Source organism: Roseovarius autotrophicus, assembly GCF_018069895.1.
Lineage (GTDB): Bacteria > Pseudomonadota > Alphaproteobacteria > Rhodobacterales > Rhodobacteraceae > Roseovarius > Roseovarius autotrophicus.
The window spans coordinates 1-21,588 of the sequence record NZ_JAGQDH010000006.1 but is presented as its reverse complement, the minus strand read 5'-3'; the positions used below and the strand labels follow the sequence as shown (position 1 = coordinate 21,588).

The 21,588-nt window shown below is 63.5% G+C and carries 20 protein-coding genes and 1 pseudogene; 20 read left to right on the top strand and 1 reads right to left on the bottom strand.

Features of this window, described 5'->3' with window-relative positions:
- Window positions 1–145 precede the first annotated feature (145 nt).
- Genes KAK09_RS08735 through KAK09_RS08715 form a run of 5 tightly spaced genes read left to right on the top strand, consistent with a single transcriptional unit; the run spans window position 146 to window position 6,250 of the window.
- Complete coding sequence (locus KAK09_RS08735; protein ID WP_210878556.1) at window positions 146–1,306, top strand: cytochrome-c peroxidase; 1,161 nt, start codon at window positions 146–148, stop codon at window positions 1,304–1,306.
- A 13-nt stretch (window positions 1,307–1,319) separates the two neighbouring features.
- Entirely contained in the window at window positions 1,320–2,441 is a 1,122-nt protein-coding gene (locus KAK09_RS08730) for a cytochrome-c peroxidase (protein WP_210878555.1), read from the top strand.
- The gene (locus KAK09_RS08725) at window positions 2,438–2,983 is read left to right on the top strand and encodes a Rieske 2Fe-2S domain-containing protein (protein WP_210878554.1); all 546 of its coding nucleotides are present in this window, start codon (window positions 2,438–2,440) and stop codon (window positions 2,981–2,983) included. The genes KAK09_RS08730 and KAK09_RS08725 overlap by 4 nt, the downstream gene beginning before the upstream one ends.
- 16 nt (window positions 2,984–2,999) lie before the next feature.
- On the top strand, window positions 3,000–5,666 hold the full coding sequence (locus KAK09_RS08720; protein WP_210878553.1) for an arsenate reductase (azurin) large subunit: 2,667 nt from the start codon (window positions 3,000–3,002) through the stop codon (window positions 5,664–5,666).
- Window positions 5,667–5,725: 59 nt separating this feature from the next.
- A complete protein-coding gene (locus tag KAK09_RS08715) occupies window positions 5,726–6,250 on the top strand; it encodes a DUF2478 domain-containing protein (RefSeq protein WP_210878552.1) in 525 nt (174 codons plus the stop codon).
- Between the two features lie 121 nt (window positions 6,251–6,371).
- On the opposite strand, the gene KAK09_RS08710 is transcribed toward KAK09_RS08715, so the two are convergent.
- Window positions 6,372–8,192, bottom strand: coding sequence for an ABC transporter ATP-binding protein (locus tag KAK09_RS08710; RefSeq protein ID WP_210878551.1), 1,821 nt, complete (start codon window positions 8,190–8,192; stop codon window positions 6,372–6,374).
- Window positions 8,193–8,435: 243 nt separating this feature from the next.
- Here KAK09_RS08710 and KAK09_RS08705 point away from each other — a divergent pair, with 243 nt between their 5' ends.
- The 15 genes and pseudogenes from KAK09_RS08705 to KAK09_RS08635 form a co-directional block, all read left to right on the top strand.
- On the top strand, window positions 8,436–10,136 hold the full coding sequence (locus tag KAK09_RS08705; RefSeq protein WP_210878550.1) for a peptide ABC transporter substrate-binding protein: 1,701 nt from the start codon (window positions 8,436–8,438) through the stop codon (window positions 10,134–10,136).
- Between the two features lie 89 nt (window positions 10,137–10,225).
- The gene (locus KAK09_RS08700) at window positions 10,226–11,233 is read left to right on the top strand and encodes an ABC transporter permease (protein ID WP_210878549.1); all 1,008 of its coding nucleotides are present in this window, start codon (window positions 10,226–10,228) and stop codon (window positions 11,231–11,233) included.
- Complete coding sequence (locus KAK09_RS08695; RefSeq protein WP_210878548.1) at window positions 11,226–12,158, top strand: ABC transporter permease; 933 nt, start codon at window positions 11,226–11,228, stop codon at window positions 12,156–12,158. Before KAK09_RS08700 ends, KAK09_RS08695 begins: the two co-directional genes overlap by 8 nt.
- Before the next feature lie 97 nt (window positions 12,159–12,255).
- Window positions 12,256–13,053 (top strand): S49 family peptidase, encoded by a 798-nt coding sequence (locus KAK09_RS08690; RefSeq protein ID WP_210878547.1) that lies wholly within the window; start codon window positions 12,256–12,258, stop codon window positions 13,051–13,053.
- 1 nt (window position 13,054) lies between these two features.
- Complete coding sequence (locus tag KAK09_RS08685) at window positions 13,055–13,225, top strand: hypothetical protein (RefSeq protein ID WP_210878546.1); 171 nt, start codon at window positions 13,055–13,057, stop codon at window positions 13,223–13,225.
- Window positions 13,222–14,181: a calcium/sodium antiporter gene (locus tag KAK09_RS08680; RefSeq protein WP_210878545.1), complete on the top strand. Its 960-nt coding sequence runs from the start codon at window positions 13,222–13,224 to the stop codon at window positions 14,179–14,181. Before KAK09_RS08685 ends, KAK09_RS08680 begins: the two co-directional genes overlap by 4 nt.
- Before the next feature lie 13 nt (window positions 14,182–14,194).
- Entirely contained in the window at window positions 14,195–14,974 is a 780-nt protein-coding gene (locus KAK09_RS08675) for an SDR family oxidoreductase (protein ID WP_210878544.1), read from the top strand.
- A 295-nt stretch (window positions 14,975–15,269) separates the two neighbouring features.
- Complete coding sequence (gene uvrC / locus KAK09_RS08670; protein ID WP_210878543.1) at window positions 15,270–17,135, top strand: excinuclease ABC subunit UvrC; 1,866 nt, start codon at window positions 15,270–15,272, stop codon at window positions 17,133–17,135.
- Window positions 17,136–17,212: 77 nt separating this feature from the next.
- On the top strand, window positions 17,213–17,869 hold the full coding sequence (locus KAK09_RS08665) for a TetR/AcrR family transcriptional regulator (protein WP_210878542.1): 657 nt from the start codon (window positions 17,213–17,215) through the stop codon (window positions 17,867–17,869).
- A 6-nt stretch (window positions 17,870–17,875) separates the two neighbouring features.
- Window positions 17,876–18,166: a hypothetical protein gene (locus KAK09_RS18700; protein WP_247651139.1), complete on the top strand. Its 291-nt coding sequence runs from the start codon at window positions 17,876–17,878 to the stop codon at window positions 18,164–18,166.
- Window positions 18,167–18,215: 49 nt separating this feature from the next.
- Window positions 18,216–18,881 carry a CDP-diacylglycerol--glycerol-3-phosphate 3-phosphatidyltransferase gene (gene pgsA, locus KAK09_RS08655; RefSeq protein WP_210878541.1) on the top strand — a complete coding sequence of 222 codons (666 nt, stop codon included), beginning with the start codon at window positions 18,216–18,218 and terminating at the stop codon, window positions 18,879–18,881.
- Window positions 18,881–19,126, top strand: coding sequence for a molybdopterin converting factor subunit 1 (moaD, locus tag KAK09_RS08650; protein WP_210878540.1), 246 nt, complete (start codon window positions 18,881–18,883; stop codon window positions 19,124–19,126). The genes pgsA and moaD overlap by 1 nt, the downstream gene beginning before the upstream one ends.
- 3 nt (window positions 19,127–19,129) lie before the next feature.
- A complete protein-coding gene (locus KAK09_RS08645; RefSeq protein WP_210878539.1) occupies window positions 19,130–19,570 on the top strand; it encodes a molybdenum cofactor biosynthesis protein MoaE in 441 nt (146 codons plus the stop codon).
- Window positions 19,571–19,632: 62 nt separating this feature from the next.
- Window positions 19,633–21,315 carry a thiamine pyrophosphate-dependent enzyme gene (locus tag KAK09_RS08640; RefSeq protein WP_210878538.1) on the top strand — a complete coding sequence of 561 codons (1,683 nt, stop codon included), beginning with the start codon at window positions 19,633–19,635 and terminating at the stop codon, window positions 21,313–21,315.
- Window positions 21,316–21,373: 58 nt separating this feature from the next.
- Window positions 21,374–21,588: pseudogene (locus KAK09_RS08635) on the top strand (hypothetical protein); the annotation flags it as partial.

The following is a 21,588-nucleotide window of genomic DNA, read 5'->3' as shown; positions in this document are numbered from 1 at the left end:
CGTCACAACTTTTCACATCTCGTCACAAGACCCGCAACAACCGTGCGGGTGCATGGCCCTAACCTCTGACCAAAGCCAAGGGCGCGCTCTGGCCGTTTGAAACGGCCATGGCGCGGTCCGGCACAACACAGGACCGGAGGATCAGATGACACGATCACCAAGACCATCGCGGCGCGCGGCGCTTGCCGCCGGGATTTCCGCCTTGGCATTGTCCCTCGCCGCACCGATGGCCGGCGCGCAGGAGGCCGTGCCGCTTGCCCCCCTGCCTGAGGCGAAAGAGATCAACGCCGCGCGCGCAGACCTGGGCAAGATGCTGTTCTTTGACGCGCGCCTGTCAGGCGACACGGGCCATTCCTGCGCCTCCTGCCACGATCCCGAAAAGGGTTGGGGCACGGGCGAGCCGATGTCGCATGCCTATGGCGATCTTTTGTATTTCCGCAACGCGCCGGGCCTTTTCAACGTGGCCAACCGCAACTTCTTCATGTGGGACGGGCGTCTTGACGGATCGGACCTTGGCACCGTCGTGCGCGACATGCTGACGGAATCGCACACCATGAACATGGACAGCCGCCTTGCCCAAGAACGGCTGAAACAGGTGCCGCAATACATGGAGATGTTCGAGGCTGCCTATGGGGCAGAACCCTATGGCGGGCGCATTTACGGCGCAATCGGCGAGTTCCTCAAGACCATCCGCACCGAGAACGCACCGTTTGACGCCTATTTGCGCGGGCAAGAGGATGCGATTTCGGACGCCGCCAAGCGGGGGCTGGCACTTTTCGAGGGCAAGGCGGGCTGTGCGTCCTGCCATGGGGGCGCGATGCTGTCGGATGGCGGGTTGCACGCGATGGGCGTGCCCGATCACCCGGAACTTCTGGGGGATGCGCCGGGTCAGGCAGCAGGCCATGCGGGTCATGCGGCCCCCGCCCCCGACAACGCCACCGCCGTGCGCCAGATCACTTTGCTGAGGCATTACGCGAGCATGGGCACCCCCAATTACATGAACCTGCGCGCGGATGTGGGCCAGTATGTCGTGACCAAGGACGAGGGCGATATCGGCAAGTTCACCACGCCCTCGCTCTGGGATGTGGGCCAGACGGCGCCCTACATGCATTCCGGCGTGTTCGAGACATTGGCCGAGGTCGTGGCCTTCTACAACGCGGGCAACGACCGGATCGCGCCGCTTGGGCTCAGCCCCGAGGAGTCGGCGGATATTGTCGCGTTTCTCGAAAGTCTTACCGGCGACGCGCCCGTCATAACCCCACCTGACTTGCCGGATTACGATCTGCGCGACGTCGGCAAGAATTGAGGAGGTTCGAGAAATGACACGTCACATCACACCTATCCTGAGCAGCGCGGCGCTCACGGCGTTGCTGAGCCTGCCTGCACTGGCAGAGAGCATACCGCCGCTTGCCAGCCTGTCCCCGCCACCCATTCCCGATGACAATCCGATGACGCCGGAAAAGGTGGCCTTGGGCGAAAAGCTCTTCTGGGACGGGCGGCTGTCGGGCAATGGCGCGATGCCGTGCTCGGCCTGTCACCTGCCCGATCTGGGCTGGGGCACCGGCGGGGCCATCAGCTTTGGCTATCCCGGCACGCAGCACTGGCGCAACAGCCAGACGATCCTGAACGCCGCTTATTACAACAAGCTCTTTTGGGAGGGCAATTCCACATCGCTGGAGGCACAGGCCCCCGCCGCCGCCGGTGGCGCGGTCGCAGGCAATGGCGACGGCTCGATGATGGAGATGCGCCTGCGCTTCGTTCCCGATTATGTGCGAGAGTTCAAGGCCGTGTTCGGCACCGATTGGCCCAACCTCGCCCATGCCTGGGACGCCATCGCCGCCTATCAGCGCACCATCGTGACGGATGCCACCAAGGTGCCCTTTGACCGCTATCTTGCGGGCGACACGGACGCGATGAGCGACGCGGCCAAGCGTGGCATGGATATCTACAACGGCAAGGCGGGCTGCATCTCGTGCCACAACGGCGCGCTCGCCTCGGATCAGAAATTCTACAATATCGGCGTGCCAGCAGCGGCGGAATTCGAGCAGGAACCGCTCTATCAGATCACGCTGCGGTGGGAGCTATACCAGAAGGGCGTGCCTGAGGATGTCTATCGCGCGGGCGCGGACGATCTGGGCCTCTACCATGTGACCAAGCGGCCAGAGGACAAGGGCAAGTTCCGCACGCCAAGCTTGCGCGAGCTGCGTTGGACCGAACCTTATATGCACAACGGCGCGCTCTGGTCGCTGGCCGATGTGGTTGATTTCTACGATGCGGGCGGCGGCGAGGGGCAAACCGCCGGGCTGCAACCGCTGGGGCTGAACGACGGGGAAAAGGCCGATCTTGTGGCCTTTCTCGAGGCCATGTCGATGGATGAGCCGCTTTTGGCCGAGGCCCCCGAACTGCCTGAAACCGCAACATGGTCGGAGTTCCTGAAATGACACAATCCGTCAAGACAAAGGCAGCGGGCCACGCCTGTAGCTCGATCAACCGCCGCAACTTCCTGATCCTGGGCGGTGCATCCATCACCGTGCTGGCCAGCTATGGCACCGGCGGCGAGGCGCAAGAGCTGGTCTCTTCAGGCTATACCCGCAAGGTGATCGGCAAGGTCTCGGATCTGGAGCCGGGTCGGGCCATCGCCTTCAGCTATCCCAATGACGATATCGAGAACCTGCTGATGATGCTGACCGAAGAGGCGGGCGGCGGCGTGGGAGAGGCGCGCAATATCGTCGCCTTCAACACCATCTGCCCGCATATGGGCGGCTATATGGGCGAGAGCGAGTTTCGTTCGGAACATTCGGTGCTTGGCCCCTGTCCGCTGCACCTTTCGACCTTCGATCTGACCAAACACGGGATGATCGTGTCGGGTCATGCGGTCGAGAGCCTGCCGCAGATCGTTCTGGAAATTGACGGCGACGATATCGTCGCGACTGGCGTGATGGGGCTGTTCTACGGCTACAGCCACAACCCTACTGGCGCTTGAGAAAGGATCAAACGACATGGCACAAACCGTCGTTCAAAACCGCGAATTCGTCCCGCTTCCGCCCCCCGATGCGGATATCCTGACCACCGCATGCAGCTATTGCATCGTAGCCTGTTCCTACAAGGTCTATCGCTGGCCCGTGGGCCGAGAGGGCGGCACGCAAGCCGATCAGAACGCCTTTGGTGTGGATTTTCCCACCTATGGCGCCCCCTGGATCGCGCGCAGTCAGCACAATATCGGGATGCACGATGGGCGCCCGCATCATTTCGTGGTCATCGCCGATGCCGAGGCCGAGGCGGTCAATCCGGGTGGCAACTATTCGGTGCGCGGCGGCACGCTGGCGCAGAAGATCTACAACCCCGATACGCCCACCAAGGACCGTCTGAAAAATCCGATGGTGCGCATCGGCGGCATTCTGACCCCGGTAAGCTGGGATCTTGTGACCGATGTGATGGCCGAGGTCTCGCAATACGTGCTCTCGAAATATGGCGAACACGCCTGGGGGATGAAGACGTTTTCCTATGAGTATTTCGAGAATACCTATGCCATCCGCAAACTGGTGGATCGCGCCATCGGCACGCCTGTCCATGCCTGGCACGACAAGCCGATGCGCGGCCCCGATGCGACCGGCCTCGACGATGCCGGGCTCAACTCCTTCGCCGCCACCTACGAGGATTGGGGCAAATGCGATGTGGCCTTCCTGTCGGGGGTCGATCCCTACGAGACCAAGACGGTGCTCTTCACCTCGTGGATGATGGGCGGTGACAACCCTGGCAAGGCGATGATCTTTGTCACGCCCCACCGCACGATGGGCGTGGAATACGGGATCAAAAATGGTGGCCTCTGGTTGCCACTCATCCCCGGCACCGACACCGCACTGCATCTGGCGCTGGCCAAGATCATCATCGACAACGGCTGGCAGGATCAGACCTTCATCGACACCTGGGTCAACAACAAGTGGGAGCTGGAATCGGGCTATGGACGAGGCACCCGCAACACCGGCTGGCAATGGCGCACCACTTGGGGGCGTTGGCAATCGGACTGGGAGGATTTCCAGAAATTCATCGCCAACGAACCTGCCGCGCAACTGGAAGAGGCCGCACGCATCACCGGCCTGCCGGCCGAGGATATCCTGCGCTGCGCCGAGATGATCGCCAAGCCGCGCGAGGATGGCAGCCGCCCCAAGACGTCCTTCATGCTGGAAAAGGGCAACTACTGGTCCAACAACTACATGAACACCGCGTCGCTCGCGTCACTGGGCCTCATCTGCGGCGCGGGCAACCGCCCCGGTCAGGTGATCAGCCGTGGCGGCGGACACCAGCGCGGCGGCATGGGCGCGGGTCCCGGTAAGGGGTTTCTCAGCCCCGAAAAGCACCCCGGACGGCGCAAGAAGCCGCTCAATGTCGATCGTTGGGTGATGGATGGCAAGGTGCGCTTCATGTGGACCATGGGCATCACCTGGTTCCCGGCGATGCTGGCCAGTCAGGAACTGGCAAGCCGGGTGGCGGATCTGACCATGCGCAACCCGCACCAGCCGCGCTCGGTCGATCGCGCGCATCTGGTTGAGGTGTTCAAGGCGCGCGTGGACAGCGGCGGCATGGTGCTGGTGGACAGCAACATCTACCCCGTGGAGCCGCTCAATACGCAATATGCCGATATCGTTTTGCCCGCAGCGGGTTGGGGAGAGGTGGATTTCGCCCGCTGCAATGCCGAACGTCGCCTGCGCCTTTACGCCAAGTTCAACGACGCGCCGGGCGAGGCCAAACCCGATTGGTGGGCCATCGGCCAATTCGCGCAGAAGATGGGGCTGGAAGGGTTCGACTGGACCGAGAGCAACGATGTCTTCGAGGAGGCCGCGCGGTTCTCCCGCAACGGCGTGCTGAGCTACAATGTGCTCGTAAAGGAGGCCAGGAAAGAGGGCAAGAAGGGCCACGAGAAGCTGCGCGAACTGGGCACTACGGGCATTCAGACCCCGATCCGCATGGTGAATGGCGAGATGATCGGCACCGGACGCCTGCATGATCCGGCCAATGACTGGGGCGAGGTCGAGGGCGACACCAAGGACCAGAAATGGCTCTACGCTTTTGCCAGCCATACCGGTAAGGCCAATATCCTCAAGACCCCGTGGATCAACGACAGCTGGACGGATTTCTACGAGGCGATCAAGCCGCGCGCCGAGAAGGGCGAGATCTGGATCACCAATGGCCGTGTCAACGAGGTCTGGCAGTCGGGCTTCGACGATCTGCGCAAGCCCTATCTGGCGAAACGCTGGCCTTGGCCGCATATCGTGATCCACCCAGAGGACGCCACCCCGCAGGGCATCGAGTCGGGCGATCTGGTCGAGGGGTTCAACGACACGGTCTATGTCCAGACCGGCGCGCCGATTGGCGTCAAGGAAAGTGATCTCAGCTTTGCCAAACTGATGGAGAACGGCCATATCAAGACCACAACGGGACAGTTCGTGGCCGTGGCCATCGTCTCGGACGAAATCCGCCCCGGCGTGGCCAAGGCGGCCTTCAACTATCCCGGTTCGATGGCCAACTCGGTCTGCCATGCGGTGCCCGATCCGGTGACCGGAAACTATCGCTTCAAGCTGGGTCGCGGCGTGCTGCGCAAGGTGGGCGAGAGCGCCTACAAACACAACTTCCTCGAAATGTCGCTCAAACCGCGTCCCATCGTCTGAGCGATCTCCTGCCGCCGGGGCGTTTCCGGCGGCAGGGACCTTCCACAAGGATCACGACCATGTACATCGCTTTCATTCATGTCAGATCGCACGGGGGTGCCGACGACACCCTGCGCAGCGTCGCCGCCACATTGCGTGTGCGGGGCCACCGCCTTGCCGGGGTTCTGCCGGAGCCCTGCACATCGCCCGATCGTCACGCCTGTGACATGGATCTGATCGACCTCGCCTCGGGCGCTCGGCTCAATATCAGCCAGAAACTGGGGCGTCACTCGACCGGATGCCGTCTGGATGGCGCGGCCATCGAGGCGGTGGCCATGGTTGTCGCGGACGGGCTGGCCACCACCGCCCTTGTCCCCGACCTGATGATCCTCAACCGCTTCGGCAAGCAGGAGGCGAAGGGTCACGGCTTTCAGCCCGTGATCGTCAGCGCGCTGGAGCGCGGCGTGCCAGTGCTCGTGGGGGTCAATGACCTCAACCGCTCTGCATTCGAGACATTCGCGGCAGGACTGGCCGTGGAACTGTCGGATTGCCCTAGCGCCGTACTCGATTGGATCAGGCCGCACCTACGCCGGCACGCCGCCTGAAGAGACCTCTGGCTTCCAGAAATTCACTTCACTTGAACCCGGACGGCTTGCCAGAAAATTAAACCAATCTGGATCGATCACGGGGCAGTAAATTTCCCTCATCACCAAACTCCAAATTCACTCAATAGCCGCTTTCTGAGGTCAGCACGAAATGCCCCGGACCCACCTCTTGATAGACTGACGGTCCCGGCTCGTATCCGACCTGGTGGATGGGCGAGGGGATCGGCTTGAAATTGAGGTCCTTCTCGGCCTTGCGCTGGCGCGGATCGGCGATCGGCACGGCCTTCATCAGCGCCTGCGTATAGGGGTGCTGCGGGTTCTCGAAGACGGCGGCGCGCGGCCCGCGCTCGACGATGCGGCCCAGATACATGACGCCGACATCGTGGCTCACCCGTTCGACCACGGCCATATCGTGACTGATAAAGACGTAGCTCAGGCCAAGATCGGCCTGCAATTCCATCATCAGATTGACCACCTGCGCCTGCACGCTCACGTCCAGCGCGCTCACCGCCTCATCCGAGACGATCAGTTTGGGGTTGAGCGCCAGCGCGCGCGCAATCGCCACCCGCTGCCGCTGCCCGCCCGACAATTCATGCGGAAACCGCCGCAGGAAAGAGCGCGGCAGTTCCACCCGGTCAAACAGCATCGCCACGCGGTCCTCGATCTCGGACCCCGACGCCAGCCCGTAATTGCGCAAGGGTTCCGCCACCTGCGCGGCCAGCTTCATCTGCGGATTGAGGCTGGCAAACGGATCCTGAAACACCATCTGCATATTGACGCGGGCACGGCGCAGCTCGCCGGGGCTGAGCGCCATGATGTCCACGCCATCCAGCACCACCGCGCCCGCCATCGGCTCTACCAGCCGCAGGATCGACCGCCCGGCGGTGGATTTGCCGCAACCGCTCTCGCCCACAAGGCTGAGGGTGCGTCCCTTTTGCAACTCGAACGAGACATCCTCGACCGCGTGGACATTGGCCAGCGTCCGGCGAAAGAACCCGCCCTTGACCGGGAACCGCGTGGTCAGCCCCTTGACGGTCAAAAGCGTCTCGTCGCTGCCCACGATGGGGCGGATTTCGTGGGCGTCTGACCCGACAAGGCGCATTGGTTCGGGATATTGCTTGCCACGCATCTCGCCCAGTTTTGGCACCGCCGCCAGAAGCGCCTTGGTGTAGTCATGCACGGGCGCCTCGAAAATCTGCTCGACCGGGCCTTCCTCGACCTTGTTGCCGCGAAACATCACCACCACCCGGTCGGCCATCTGCGCCACCACCGCCATGTCATGCGTGATGAAAATCACCGCCGTGCCGGTCTCGCGCTTGAGCCGATCAATCAGCGCAAGGATTTCGGCCTGAATGGTCACGTCAAGCGCGGTTGTCGGCTCGTCGGCGATCAGAAGGCGCGGCGCGCAGGCCAGCGCCATGGCGATCACCACCCGTTGCCGCATCCCACCGGAAAGCTCGTGCGGGTATTGATCCAGCCGCCGCTCCGGCTCGGGGATGCGCACCTCTTTCAAGAGGTCCAGCGCGCGCGCCCGCGCCTGCGCCTTGGTCATGCCGCGATGCACGCGCAACCCTTCCGAGAGTTGCCGCCCCACGGTAAAGACCGGGTTGAGCGCGGTCATCGGCTCCTGAAAGATCATGCCGATCTCATTGCCCCGGATCGTGCGCATCAGGCTCTGGTCGGTTTTCACAAGGTCGATCTCGCCGCCCTTGGCGCGGTCAAACAGCATCCGCCCGCCCGTGATCTCGCCGCCGCCGTAATCAATCAGCCGCATCAGCGACAGCGACGAGACGGATTTGCCCGATCCGCTCTCGCCGACGATACAGACGGTTTCGCCGGGGTTGACCTCAAAGGAAACATCCTCGACGCCCACCACCGGGCCGTCGCGGGTCTGGAACTCGACGCGCAGATTCTCGATCCGGGCCAGCGGTCTGTCGAGCATGGAATTCTCCCTGTCACATCGCTGAAACGCTAGGCAGAAGCTGCCCGCCTGTCAAACACCGCGCGAAAAGGAAACGCGGTTTTCTTTCGCCGTGCGAGGACGGGCTTGCTTTTTGCCGCGATCCGGTCTGAGATGCTTGAACCGTCGGGGGATGCGGTGGGGGCGCGTGTTGTCCCTCATTCCCCGTTACACCCTACAAGAGGCGGCGCGAAGCCCGTCCAACAGCGGAGGAAAATCAACGAAATGACCCTGAAACCCTTGCTTTTTGGTGCGACCGCCCTTGCCGGTTTCGCCACCGTGGCGCAGGCCGAGCGCGGCGCGGACGGCCATGTGAACCTGATCTACTGGCAGGCGCCGTCGATCATGAACCCCTATCTTTCGGGCGGCACCAAAGAGGTGGAGGCCGCCAGCCTCGTGATCGAACCCCTGGGCCGCTACAACGAAAAAGGCGAGATGGTGCCCTATCTGGCGACCGAAATTCCCACCGTCGAGAATGGCGGCGTGGCGGCTGACCTGATGTCGATCACCTGGAACATAAGACCGGGAATCACCTGGTCGGATGGCACGCCCTTCACCGCCAATGACGTGAAATTCACCGCCGAATACTGTATGCACCCCGAGGTCGGTTGCGCGCAGCTTGCCAAATACGAGGGCGTGTCCTCGGTCGAGGTGATCGACGATCTGACCGCCAGGGTCAATTTCTCGCAGCCCACCCCCAATCCCTACGGGCCCTTCATGGGCGGTCAGGCCCCGGTCATTCAGGCTGCGCAATTCGCCGAATGTCTGGGCGCGCGCGCGCAGGAATGCACCGATGCGAATTTCTCGCCCATCGGCACCGGCCCGTTCAAGGTGGATGAATTCCGGCCCAATGACGTGATCTCGCTCTCGGCCAACCCGAATTACCGTGATCCGGCGAAACCGCGCTTTGCCACCATGACCTTCAAGGGCGGCGGCGATGCCGCGGCGGCGGGGCGCGCGGTGCTGGAAACCGGCGAATTCGACTATGCCTGGAACCTGCAACTTGCCCCCGACGTGATCGCCAACATGGAGAAGGCGGGCAAGGGCGTGGCCATGTCGGCCTTTGGCACGCTGGTGGAACGGATCGAGATGAACCTCACCGATCCGTCGCCGTCGCTGCCCGAGGGCGAGCGTTCGACCGCCAAGCACCCGCACCCGATCCTGTCCGACATCCGCGTGCGCAAGGCGCTGTCGATGGCCATCGACCGCGATCTTCTGGTCGAAGTGGGCTATGGCAAGGCGGGCCTGCCCACCTGCAACCTCGTGCCCGCGCCAGAGGCATTCGCCTCTGACAACACCGATTGTCTGGTGCAGGATGTCGCAGGCGCCAAGGCGCTTCTGGATGAGGCGGGCTGGACCGTCGGCGCGGGCGGCATCCGCGAGAAGGACGGCAAGAAACTGTCGCTGCTCTATCAGACCTCGACCAATGCCGTGCGCCAGGACTTTCAGGCGCTGGTCAAGCAGTGGTGGCAGGACATCGGGGTAGAGACCGAGTTGCGCAACATCTCGGCCTCTGTGTTCTTCGGCAGCGATCCGGGCAGCCCGGATACCTTCCCCAGATTCTACGCCGATGTGGAAATGTATGCCAACAACTTCGACGGCACCGATCCGCAAAGCTATCTGGCGGGCTATACCTGCGAAAAGGCCCCGCGCCCCGAAACCCAGTGGCAGGGCGAGAACGTCAACCGCTTCTGTGATCCGGCCTATGACGAACTGGTCAGGGAACTGGGCCGCACCGCAGCCCTCGAAGAGCGCGCGGAGATCGCCAAGAAACTCAACGACATGCTGACCAAGGACAGCTACACCATCGTGCCGCTGGTGCACCGGGGCCGGGTTTCGGCGCGCTCCAACACGCTGGGCGGGGTCGCGTTGAACACATGGGACACAGAGTTGTGGAATGTCGCGGACTGGTATCGGATCAAGTGATCTGATCCCCGGCCGCCCCGGACCAACCACCGGGGCGGCCTCTTTGCCTGTCAGACAACGATAAGAACGACCCGCAAGAGGCGCCGCAGATGCTGACCTATACGATCCGACGGCTTGTCCTCGCGATACCGACGCTGCTGTTCATCAGCTTTGTGATCTTCATGCTGCTGGAACTGGCCCCCGGCGATCCGATGGCGCAGGTGCCCCTGACCGTGCCGCCCGAGGTCAAGGAAAAGATGCGCCTCGCGCTCGGGCTGGGGGAACCCACCCATATCCGCTTCCTGAAATGGATGTGGCAATTCTTTGTGGTCGAGCCGATGATGCTGACCGACTGGCTGTTCGGCACCACGCTGGCCGAGGGGCAACAGCGCGTGCTCAGCTGGCAATTCCGCTCTCCGGTGATGGATGTGATCGTGCAGCGGATGCCGCAAACCCTCTGGGTGGTGGCGATGTCCTATGTGGTGGGCATCCTGATTGCCCTGCCCATCGGGATCTATTCCGCCTATCGGCAATATTCGGTGTTCGACCAGACCGGCACATTCGTCACCATGGTGGGCTATTCGGTGCCGCCATTTTTTTCTGGTGTGCTGGTGATCGTGATCTTTTCGGTGCAACTGGGCTGGCTGCCCTCGATCTATGACACCACGCTCAAGGTGGTGGATTGGGTCACGTTCAAGAAACAACTGATGCAGATGGTCATGCCGGTGATGGTGCTGGCGCTGCAAACCACGGCGCAGATCAGCCGCTTCATGCGCGCCTCGATGCTCGACAATCTGGGTCAGGACTATGTGCGCACCGCCCGCGCCAAGGGTCTGTCGGAATGGACCGTGGTCATGGTCCATGTGCTGCGCAATTCGATGATCCCGGTGATCACGGTCATTGCCCTTGGCGTGCCGTCGATCTTTGGCGGGGCGATCATCACCGAGCAGATATTCAAGGTGAACGGGCTGGGCCAGCTTCTCATCACCGCGATCGAGGCCAATGACCTGCCGATGGTGCAGACCGTGACCTTTATCATCGCGGTTCTGATCGTGTTCTTCAACATCGTGGCGGACGTGCTCTATGGCGTGCTCGACCCGAGGATTCGCTATGACTGAGACCCCGCCCCCCATAGCCGCCCTCACCGATACCGGCCCCACCGCGCCGCCGCGCAGCCAATGGCGCGATGTCTGGGACCAGTTCCGCAGCCATCGCGGCGCGCTCATCGGCAGCATCGTGCTGTTCGTGATCATCGCGGGGGTGTTTCTTGGCCCGCTGGTCTGGCCCTATGACGCCACCTTCATCGACATTCGCGCGCGCAATCAGGGGCCAAGCTGGGCGCATCCGTTCGGCACCGATCAACTGGGCCGCGACATGCTGGCGCGGATGATGGCGGGCGGTCAGACCTCGATTGCCGTGGGTCTGACGGCGATGGTGCTGGCGGTGGTGCTGGGGGCGCTGGTGGGGGTGCTGGCGGGGTTCTTTCGTCGCCTCGACGGGGCGCTGATGCGGCTCACCGACCTGTTTTTGTCGCTGCCGCTCTTGCCGCTCTTGCTGGTGATGGTGCTCTTGTTCCGCGAGAGCCTCAATGGCGTGTTCGGCCCGGAACGGGGCATCTTCATCCTCATCGTGGTGGCCATCGGTGTCACAAGCTGGATGCCCACGGCACGGATCGTGCGCGGCGATGTTCTGGCACTGAAAGAGCGCGAATTCATCCTTGCCGCCCGCTCCATCGGCACCACCAATTTCGGCCTCATCACCCGGCATATCCTGCCCAATGTGATGTCGCCGATCATGGTCTCGGCCACGCTTGGCATCGCCAACGCGATCATCACCGAAAGCGCGCTGTCCTTCCTCGGCTTGGGCTTTCCGCCGGATTTCCCGACATGGGGGCGGCTTCTGAATGATGCGGTCCAGTATCTTCAGGACTACCCCGAGCGCGTATTCTGGCCCGGCCTTGGCATCTCGCTCACGGTGCTGTCGATCAACTACATGGGCGACGGGCTGCGAGACGCGCTGGACCCGCGCATCCGGGGGCGGTGAGGGGGCGCGGTCTGTTTCGTGACGAAATTTCCCCGTTTTCGACCTTGCGCGCCAGGCCGCCTTGTTTGTCGCGCGGGCGCACTCTACATCGGGCCGCATGAGACATCTTGTCCCCTTCCTCAAAAAGTCTCCGCGCGTGGCCGTCATCCGGCTTGCGGGGGTTATCGGTTCAGGGCCACGTGCGGCACTGAGCGACGAGACGCTGGCGCCGGTCATCGAGCGTGCCTTTCGCCGCGGCAAGCCGCAGGCCGTTGCGCTGGTGATCAATTCGCCGGGGGGCTCGCCGGTGCAAAGCGCGCTCATCGCCGCGCGTATCCGCCGGCTGGCAGAGGAAAGGAAAATCCCCGTGCATGCCTTTGTCGAGGATGTGGCGGCCTCGGGGGGCTACTGGCTCGCGGTGGCCGCCGACGATATCCGCGTCGATGCCTCTTCGATCGTCGGCTCCATCGGTGTGATCTCGGCGGGCTTTGGCGCGGATATGTTCCTCAAGAGGCAGGGACTGGAGCGGCGGGTCTACACGGCTGGTCAGTCCAAGAGCACGCTGGATCCCTTCCTGCCTGAAAAGCCCGAAGACGTGGCGCGCCTCAAGGCGCTGCTTGAGGATATCCATACCGCTTTCATCGCTCATGTGAAAAACCGGCGCGGCGACCGGCTGTCGGACGACCCGGCGCTTTTTACTGGCGAGTTCTGGCTTGGCGGGCGCGCGATCGCGCTTGGCCTAGCCGACGGGTTCGGCCACCTGGAGCCACGCATGAAGGAGCTATACGGCGACAAGGTGCGCTTTGTCCGCTACGGGCGACGGCTCGGGCTTTTGTCGCGGTTCGGAGTGCGGATCGTCGAAGATGCGCTCGGCACGCTTGAGGCGCGGGCGCATTACGCCCGGTTCGGACTCTGACATGGTTGTGAAGATCGTTTTTGTCTTCCTTGTGGCCATGGCGGTGCTGGCGATGTTCGGAAAGCTCCGTTTTCCGGGACAGAAGCGGCTGGCAGAGGCGAAATGCAAACGCTGCGGTCGCTACCGGATCGGCAAAGGACCCTGCGACTGTGGCAAAGGCCGACAGCCATGATGCCATGGCTGATGGTGACGCTTGGCCTTGTGATCCTGTTGCTGGCGGGCGACGCGCTGGTGAAGGGGGCTGTGAACCTGAGCCTGCGCATCGGGATACCCGCGCTGATCGTCAGCCTCACGGTGGTGGCCTTTGGCACCTCGGCCCCCGAATTGCTGATCTCGGTCAATGCGGTTCTGGTGGGCAAGCCGGCGCTTGGCCTGGGCAACGTGGTAGGCTCGAACACCGCAAATATCCTGTTGGTTCTGGGGATTCCCGCGTTGATCGCGGTGATGCACACAAGCCGATGCAACTGCACGCGCTCTTATCTTCAGATGCTGGGGGCAAGCATTCTGTTCATCGCGCTGGCCTTTCGCGGGGTGTTCGACTGGATTGCGGGGCTGGTGCTTCTCGGTGGTCTCGCTCTGATGCTCGGTGATGCCTTTCACCGCTCGTTGATCCATCGCCGCGAGGTCGCCGCCGCCCGCCTTCTCGATGACGAGGAAGAGGTAGAGGGCGCTGACCCCGACATGCCCTGGTGGCAGATCGTTGTCTTTCTCGTTCTGGGCCTCATCGGCCTGCCACTTGGCGCGGATATTCTGGTGGACCATGCCTCGATCCTCGCTGTTCGCTACGGGGTTAGCGAGGCGGTGATTGGGTTGACGCTGGTGGCGGTCGGGACCTCCCTGCCGGAATTGGCCACGACAGTGATGGCGGCGCTGCGCCAACAGGCGGATGTGGCGCTCGGCAACGTGATCGGCTCGAACATGTTCAACCTTCTGGCCATTATCGGGGTGACGGCGCTCGTCGGGCCTGTGCCGGTGAATGCCGAGTTTCTTGAATTCGATCTCTGGGTGATGCTGGCCGCCTCGCTTGCCCTCATTCCATTCGTGTTTTTGGGGCGTGATATCGGGCGGCTCTGGGGGATTGTCTTGACCGCCTCTTATGCGGGCTATGTCTGGACCGTGCTGACATGAACGGGGGCAGGGCGTGACACGGGCATTGGTGACCGGGGCGGGTAAACGGCTGGGGCGCGCGATGGCGCTGGAACTCGCGCGGCAGGGGCATGACGTGGCGGTGCATTACGCCACCGCCGAGGCCGAAGCCGAAGACGTCGCCGCCCGGATACGCGCCATGGGGCGGCAGGCGGTGACGCTGCGCGCCGATCTTCTGGACGAGGCGCAGGTTGTGCCGCTCATCGCGCGCGCGGCTCAGGCGCTTGGCGGGCCGATCCTGACGCTGATCAACAACGCCTCGATTTTCGAGTATGACAACCTTGCTGCCGCCACGCGGACAAGCTGGGACCGGCACATGGAAAGCAACCTCCGCGCGCCCTTCGTACTCATGCAGGAAATCGCCCGCGCGATGCCCGAACCCGAGACCGACGCAGGCGGCGAGTCGCGCGCGCGTGGCCTTGTCGTCAACATGATCGACCAGCGCGTGCGCAAGCTGACGCCGGAGTTCATGACCTATACCATCGCCAAGATGGGCCTCTGGGCGCTGACCCGCACCGGTGCGCAGGCGCTCGCCCCGCGCATCCGCGTCAACGCCATCGGCCCCGGCCCCGCCCTGCAAGGCCACCGCCAGAGCGCGACCCATTTCGCCAATCAGCGCCAGGCCACGATTCTCGGGCGCGGGACGGATGCGGAGGAGATTTGCGCTGCCCTCACCTACCTTTTGAACGCGCCCGGCGTGACCGGGCAGTTGATCTGCGTCGATGGTGGCCAGCACCTTGGCTGGCAGACGCCCGATGTGCTTGGGGTGGAGTGAAAACATGATCTCCCCGGAGAAGTTTTGCACCTTTCACCGTTCCGTTACGGAAGCGTTACAAAAACGCTAATGTTTTCAAGAGGCTGCTGCTCATGAATATTTTTTCCCTGTAATTTCAAATGGTTGCAAAACTGCCTAAAAAAAGGGCAGATCGACGAAGCCCGCCGGACTCAACGGAAAATTCCGGCTCCCTGAAATTTGTCTCCAGAGTTATCCACAGAAATCGTGGACAGCTTGCCCCTTGCCCCACGGCCTGGTTCGTTGCAGCAAAAGACAGGAATCAGGCTGTTCGCAGATGACAGAGACCGACCAGACCCCCGCCCGCTCCGGGCATGAGGTGATCCGCGATTACCTGCGCACGCTCGACGGCTCGCCGGGCGTCTACCGGATGCTCGATGCGCAATCGCGCGTGCTTTATGTCGGCAAGGCGCGGAACCTGCGTGCACGCGTCTCCAATTATGCCCGACCCACCGGCCACACGCCGCGCATCGCCCGGATGATCTCGGAAACCGCGTCAATGATGTTCCTCACGACCGCGACCGAGACCGAGGCGCTGCTGTTGGAGCAGAACCTCATCAAGCAGCTCAAGCCGCGCTACAACGTGCTGTTGCGCGACGACAAGAGCTTTCCCAACATCCTTGTCACCGCGCATGAATTCCCGATGATCAAGAAGCATCGCGGCGCCAAGCGCGAGAAGGGCGCCTATTACGGTCCCTTTGCCAGTGCCGGTGCCGTCAACCGCACGCTGGCGCAGTTGCTGCGCGTCTTTCAGTTGCGCAACTGCACCGATGCCATGTTCGAAAGCCGCACGCGCCCCTGCCTGCAATACCAGATCAAGCGATGCACCGCGCCCTGTGTGGGCAAGATCAGCCGTGCCGATTATGCGACACAGGTCAGCGATGCAGAGCGTTACCTCTCGGGCCGCTCGACCGAGATTCAGGAAAAACTTGCCGCCGAAATGTCAGCCGCCGCCGAGGCGATGGAATACGAGCGCGCCGCCGCATTGCGCGACCGGATCAAGGCGATGACACAGGTGCAGACCGCCCAAGGCATCAACCCCCGCACCGTGGACGAGGCCGATGTGATCGCGCTGCATCTGGAACAGGGCCAGGCCTGCGTGCAGGTGTTCTTTATCCGGGGCGGGCAGAACTGGGGCAATCAGGATTTCTATCCCCGTGTCGGGGTGGATGTCGAAGAGGCCGAGGCGCTGGAGGCCTTTATCGGTCAGTTCTACGACAGCAAGGAACCGCCGCGCAGCCTGCTCTTGTCGCATCCGATCGAGAATGCCGATCTGATGCAGCAGGCGCTGAGCGACAAACTGGGCCGCAAGGTGACGCTGAGCGTGCCATTGCGCGGGGAAAAGGCGGAATTGATCGACGCCGCGATGCGCAATGCCCGCGAGAGTCTGGCGCGCAAGATGGCCGAAACCGCGACCACGGCCAAATTGCTGCGTGGATTGGCAGAGGCGTTTGACCTGCCCGGCCCGCCGCAGCGGATCGAGGTTTATGACAACAGCCATATTCAGGGCACCGATGCCGTGGGCGCGATGATCGTGGCCGGCCCCGAAGGCATGATGAAGAACCACTATCGCAAGTTCAACATCCGGGGCGATGACATCACCCCCGGCGATGATTTCGGCATGATGAAAGAGGTGCTGACCCGCCGTTTCAAGCGTCTCTTGAAGGAAGACCCCGACCGCAGTCAGGGCCAATGGCCCGGTCTCTTGCTGATCGACGGCGGAGCGGGGCAGGTGAGCGCGGTGGCCAGCATCATGCGCGCGATGGGGGTCGAGGATATTCCGATGGTCGGTGTCGCCAAGGGCGTGGACCGTGACGCGGGCAAGGAAGAATTTCACCGCGTGGGCAAGCATCCCATGGCGCTGCGCCATAATGATCCGGTGCTCTATTTCGTGCAGCGTCTGCGCGACGAGGCGCATCGCTTTGCCATCGGCACGCATCGCGCCAAACGCGCCAAGGCGGTGGGGGCCACGCCGCTGGATGAGGTGCCGGGCATCGGGGCCGCGCGCAAGCGGGCGCTCTTGGCGCATTTCGGCAGCGCCAAGGCGGTGAGCCGCGCCAATCTGGCCGACCTGCGCGCGGTCGAAGGCGTATCGGACGCGATGGCGCAGAAACTCTATGATTTCTTTCATGAACGCAGCTAGGCAGGGCGGCGCTAGACCGGATTGACACGCCGGGGGTAAAATATGAATATGACGTCAGTTTCATATCAAGGCCGCCCATGCCCCCGCATGCCGATCACACCAGCTATCCCGCGTTCCTTGCCGCACAGGTCGAGGGCGAGGCCAAGGGTATCCGCACGGCGCAGACGCTCCGCATCGCGGCCTGCGCCCTGTTGGAACGTGCCGCCCTTCAGGATTTGACCATCGCCACGATCTGCAAGGAGGCAGGCGTCGCCAATGGCACCTTTTACCTCTACTTTCCCGATCAGGCGCATCTGCTCGATGATCTGCTGCAAGGGTTTGCCGCCTTTCTGCAATCCGGGATGATCCGCGCCAGCCAGACCAGCCCCGAGCGCGGCCTGCGCCCCGCGACCGAGGCCTATGCCCGTCTTTTCGAGGCCAATCGCGGGTTGATGAAATGTCTCATCCACCATCTCGATGCCTTTCCGGCGGCACGCGCGGCGTTTCACCGGCTCAATCGGGAATGGATCGAAACCGTGGTTGCCGCCACCCGCCGCAGGCTGGCGCGGGCGGGGCGCGATACGCTCAGCGATGCCGAACTCACCCGCCGCGCCTATGCGCTGGGCGGCATGACGGATCACTATTTTTCCAGCCTCTATCTCTCGGGTGAGCCGGGGCTGGTCGATGTCTCTGCCGACCGCGCGGTGGCGATTGCCACGCTCACAACCATCTGGGAACGAGGATTGCAGCCATGAGCCTGCTTGCCCAAGCCGAATTTACCAGCCCCGACCGGCTGCGCGCGCATCAGGCCGCCGCCTGGGCGGTGCAGAGCGCCACTGTCGCAGCACGGTCGGAATTTCCGCGATCTCTGGCAGGGGCGCACCCCGCCCGCCGATCTGCGCGATCTGCCCCCCTTGGCGGTGCGCGCGATGAAGCGGGTTCTGAACGCCACCGCGATGACCGACCTGCGCCGCGCCATGGATCTTGAGACCGAGGCCACGATTGCCGGGTTCATGGACCCGGAAACCACGCGGCGTCTGCGTGATTTCTAGCTTTCAAGGGCGCTTTCCCTCGCGCCTGTGACAGGATAGAACAAGGGCAATGACGTGGACCTTGCCCAATATCCTGACCACGCTCCGGCTGCTGGCAGCGCCGGCCGTTGCGGTCATGTTTCTCTATTTCACCCGTCCCTATGCAGACTGGTTCGCGCTCATCCTCTTTGTCAGCGCCGCGATTACCGACTGGTTCGACGGCTATCTTGCCCGCAACTGGAAACAGGTGACCAAGATCGGCACCATGCTTGACCCCATTGCCGACAAGGCGATGGTGGTGATCGCGCTGATGGTGATCGTGGGCTATTCCTCGATGTCGCCCTGGCTGGTGCTGCCCGCCACGGTGATCCTGTTCCGCGAGGTGTTCGTCTCGGGCCTGCGCGAGTTTCTCGGCGATACGGCGGGCACACTCCGGGTCACGCAACTGGCCAAGTGGAAGACCACGGCGCAGATGGTCGCCATTGCGGTGCTCTTTGCCCAAGGCGTGTTCGAGCATTATTTCGGCATGTCGGTGTTTGGCATGGATGAGGCGCTTGTGGTGGATATCCTCGACGGGCGCGAGCAGGATGTTCTGGGGCTGTGGTGGAAATATGAGGGCATGATCTGGGCGGGCAATATCGGCGTGGTGCTGCTGTGGCTGGCCGCTGCCCTGACCCTTGTCACCGGGGGGGATTATCTGATGAAGGCCCTGCCCCATCTGAAGGACGAACGCTGATGGATGTGCTTTATTTCGCCTGGGTGCGCGAACGCATCGGACACCCTCTGGACCGGGTGGAGACCGAGGCCGCCACCGTGCGCGATCTGGTCGAGGAACTGCGCACGCGCGAGGATCGCTATGCGGCGGCCTTCGCCGATCTCTCGGCGCTGCGGGTGGCGGTGGATCAGGAGTTGACGGATTTCGACGCGCCGCTTGCGGGCGCGCGCGAGGTGGCGTTCTTTCCGCCGATGACCGGGGGCTGAGAGGTGGATATCCGCGTGCAGGAGGCCCCCTTTGATCTGGGCGAGGAGGCCCGCGCATTCACCGCGCGGCAGACCGGCATGGGCGCGGTTGTCACCTTCACCGGCATCGTGCGGGACGTGGCAGACGGGCTCGATGTAATGGAGATCGAGCATTACCCTGGCATGACCGGGCGCGCGCTGACGAAGATCGCCGAGGAGGCGCGCGCGCGCTGGTCACTGGGCGATGTGTTGATCCTGCACCGTTTCGGGCGGCTGCGGGCCGATGAGTTGATCATGATGGTCGCCACCGCGTCGCGCCACCGCGCCGATGCCTTTCAGGCTGCCGAATTCCTGATGGATTACCTCAAATCCCGCGCGCCATTCTGGAAGAAGGAACATGGGCGCGACGGGGCAGGCTGGGTCGCCGCGCGCGACGAGGATGAGGCCGCGCTCGACCGCTGGTAGGGGGCTTGTCATTGCCGCCGGGCGGGGGCAGGCTCGCCGCGATCTGGACAAGGGAGGCGGCGATGAAGGGCAACAGACGCAATGGCGGGCAATTGCTGGTGGAGTGCCTTCTGGCGCTCGGGGCGCGGCACGGGTTTGGCGTGCCGGGCGAAAGCTATCTTGCCGTGCTCGACGCGCTGCACGACACGCGCGGGCGGCTCGATTACGTCCTGTGCCGGCAGGAGGGGGGGGCCGCCTTCATGGCCGCCGCCTATGGCAAGCTGACCGGCAGCCCCGGCATCTGTTGGGTGACGCGCGGCCCCGGCGCCACCAATGCCGCCATCGGTGTGCACACGGCCTTGCAGGACAGCGCACCGATGATCCTTTTCGTGGGTCAGGTCGGCACCGACATGAAGGGGCGCGAGGCGTTTCAGGAGGTGGATTACCGCGCCGCCTTTGGTCCGCTGGCTAAATGGGCGGTGGAGATCGACGATGTGGATCGCATCCCCGAAATCGTCGCGCGGGCGTGGAAAACCGCCCTTGTCGGGCGCCCCGGCCCGGTGGTGGTGGCGCTGCCCGAGAACATGCTGACCACGTTGACCGAGGTGCCCGCGCTCACCGGTCCCGCCCGCTATGCAGAGGCCGCGCCCGACCCTGCGACGCTGACCGATGCGCGCGCGCTGCTGGCAGGCGCGCGCCGCCCGCTCATTCTATACGGCGGCTGCAACTGGTCCGACGCGGGGCGTGCGGCCTTGCGCGGCTTTGCCGAAGACTCGGATATTCCGGTGCTGTCGGTGTTTCGCTATCAGGACCGCTTCGACAACCACTCAGCCGTTTATTGCGGCGAGGCGGGTGTGGGCATGGCGCCCCATGTGCGCGATCTCATCACCCGCGCCGATGTGATTCTCGCCGTCAATGCCCGCTTCGGCGAGACCTCGACCGACGGCTACACCGCGCTTTCGGTGCCTGAACCGGCGCAACGGGTAATCCATGTGCACGGCTCCGATCTGGAACTCGGCAAGGTCTATCAGCCTGCCCTTGGTATCCATGCCGGGCCGAACGCCTTTGCCATAGCTCTTGCCGCAGGCGGACCGGTCACGGGTGGTTGGGCCGCGTGGTGCGCCGAGGGGCGCGCGGCCTGGGAGGCGACATTCGATCTGCCCGATCAGCCCTCGCCCGTCGATATGGGCCGCGTCTGCGCGCATCTGCGCGAGGTGCTGCCCGAGGATGCCATCATCACCAATGGCGCGGGCAATTTCGCGATCTGGTCGGGGCGGTTCCTGAAGTATGGCGGCGCGATGCGCTATCTTGCGCCGCAATCGGGGGCGATGGGATATGGCCTTCCCGCCGCCATCGCTGCCTCGGTCGTGCATCCCGAGCGGCTGGTGGTCTGTTTCGCGGGCGATGGCGATTTCCAGATGACCTGTCAGGAACTGGCCACCGCCGCGCAGGTGGGGGCGCGGCCCGTGGTGCTGATCCTCAACAACGGTATCTACGGCACCATCCGCGCCCATCAGGAGCGCGAATATCCGGGCCGCATCTCGGGCACCGAGATGGTCAGCCCCGATTTCACGGCGCTGGCGCGCGCCTACGGGTTCCATGGCGAACGGGTGGAGCGGACCGCGGATTTCGCGGCGGCCTTTGAGCGCGCGCGCGCCTGTGGCACGGCTGCGGTGCTCGATCTGGCGATCTCGCCCGAGGCGATCAGCCCGCGCACCACATTGAGCGCGATAAGGGCGGCGGCGGTGGCGCGCGCGGGGGGGTAGCCCCATAGGCGCTAACTTAAGGGTTGGCGTTTGGAGCCTTGCGTGATTCAACATCGGGATGAGGCATGAGATTTCTTCCGATGGTGAATGGTCCGGGCTTCTTGCGCGGATCGGATCCGTTGACGCCCTGGATGCGTCGGCGGGAACGTTTGGGGCGCTGACACGGCGGCGTGGGGTTCGCGACGGTGCGAGCCTGTTGCGGCTGGGTCTTGGCTATGGTCCGGGGGGCATGTCCCTGCGTGAGGTCTCCGCCTGGGCACGGATGCAGGGCAT

Bases quoted from the DNA above. Each gene is read 5' to 3' on its own strand.
- KAK09_RS08700 (WP_210878549.1), top strand. From the start codon at position 10,226: ATGCTGACCTATACGATCCGACGGCTTGTCCTCGCGATACCGACGCTG.
- KAK09_RS08710 (WP_210878551.1), bottom strand. From the start codon at position 8,192: ATGCTCGACAGACCGCTGGCCCGGATCGAGAATCTGCGCGTCGAGTTC.
- KAK09_RS08715 (WP_210878552.1), top strand. From the start codon at position 5,726: ATGTACATCGCTTTCATTCATGTCAGATCGCACGGGGGTGCCGACGAC.
- KAK09_RS08640 (WP_210878538.1), top strand. From the start codon at position 19,633: ATGAAGGGCAACAGACGCAATGGCGGGCAATTGCTGGTGGAGTGCCTT.
- KAK09_RS08725 (WP_210878554.1), top strand. From the start codon at position 2,438: ATGACACAATCCGTCAAGACAAAGGCAGCGGGCCACGCCTGTAGCTCG.
- moaD (WP_210878540.1), top strand. From the start codon at position 18,881: ATGGATGTGCTTTATTTCGCCTGGGTGCGCGAACGCATCGGACACCCT.
- KAK09_RS08705 (WP_210878550.1), top strand. From the start codon at position 8,436: ATGACCCTGAAACCCTTGCTTTTTGGTGCGACCGCCCTTGCCGGTTTC.
- KAK09_RS08690 (WP_210878547.1), top strand. From the start codon at position 12,256: ATGAGACATCTTGTCCCCTTCCTCAAAAAGTCTCCGCGCGTGGCCGTC.
- KAK09_RS08680 (WP_210878545.1), top strand. From the start codon at position 13,222: ATGATGCCATGGCTGATGGTGACGCTTGGCCTTGTGATCCTGTTGCTG.
- KAK09_RS08730 (WP_210878555.1), top strand. From the start codon at position 1,320: ATGACACGTCACATCACACCTATCCTGAGCAGCGCGGCGCTCACGGCG.
- pgsA (WP_210878541.1), top strand. From the start codon at position 18,216: ATGACGTGGACCTTGCCCAATATCCTGACCACGCTCCGGCTGCTGGCA.
- KAK09_RS08685 (WP_210878546.1), top strand. From the start codon at position 13,055: ATGGTTGTGAAGATCGTTTTTGTCTTCCTTGTGGCCATGGCGGTGCTG.
- KAK09_RS08720 (WP_210878553.1), top strand. From the start codon at position 3,000: ATGGCACAAACCGTCGTTCAAAACCGCGAATTCGTCCCGCTTCCGCCC.
- KAK09_RS08695 (WP_210878548.1), top strand. From the start codon at position 11,226: ATGACTGAGACCCCGCCCCCCATAGCCGCCCTCACCGATACCGGCCCC.
- uvrC (WP_210878543.1), top strand. From the start codon at position 15,270: ATGACAGAGACCGACCAGACCCCCGCCCGCTCCGGGCATGAGGTGATC.
- KAK09_RS08735 (WP_210878556.1), top strand. From the start codon at position 146: ATGACACGATCACCAAGACCATCGCGGCGCGCGGCGCTTGCCGCCGGG.
- KAK09_RS08665 (WP_210878542.1), top strand. From the start codon at position 17,213: ATGCCCCCGCATGCCGATCACACCAGCTATCCCGCGTTCCTTGCCGCA.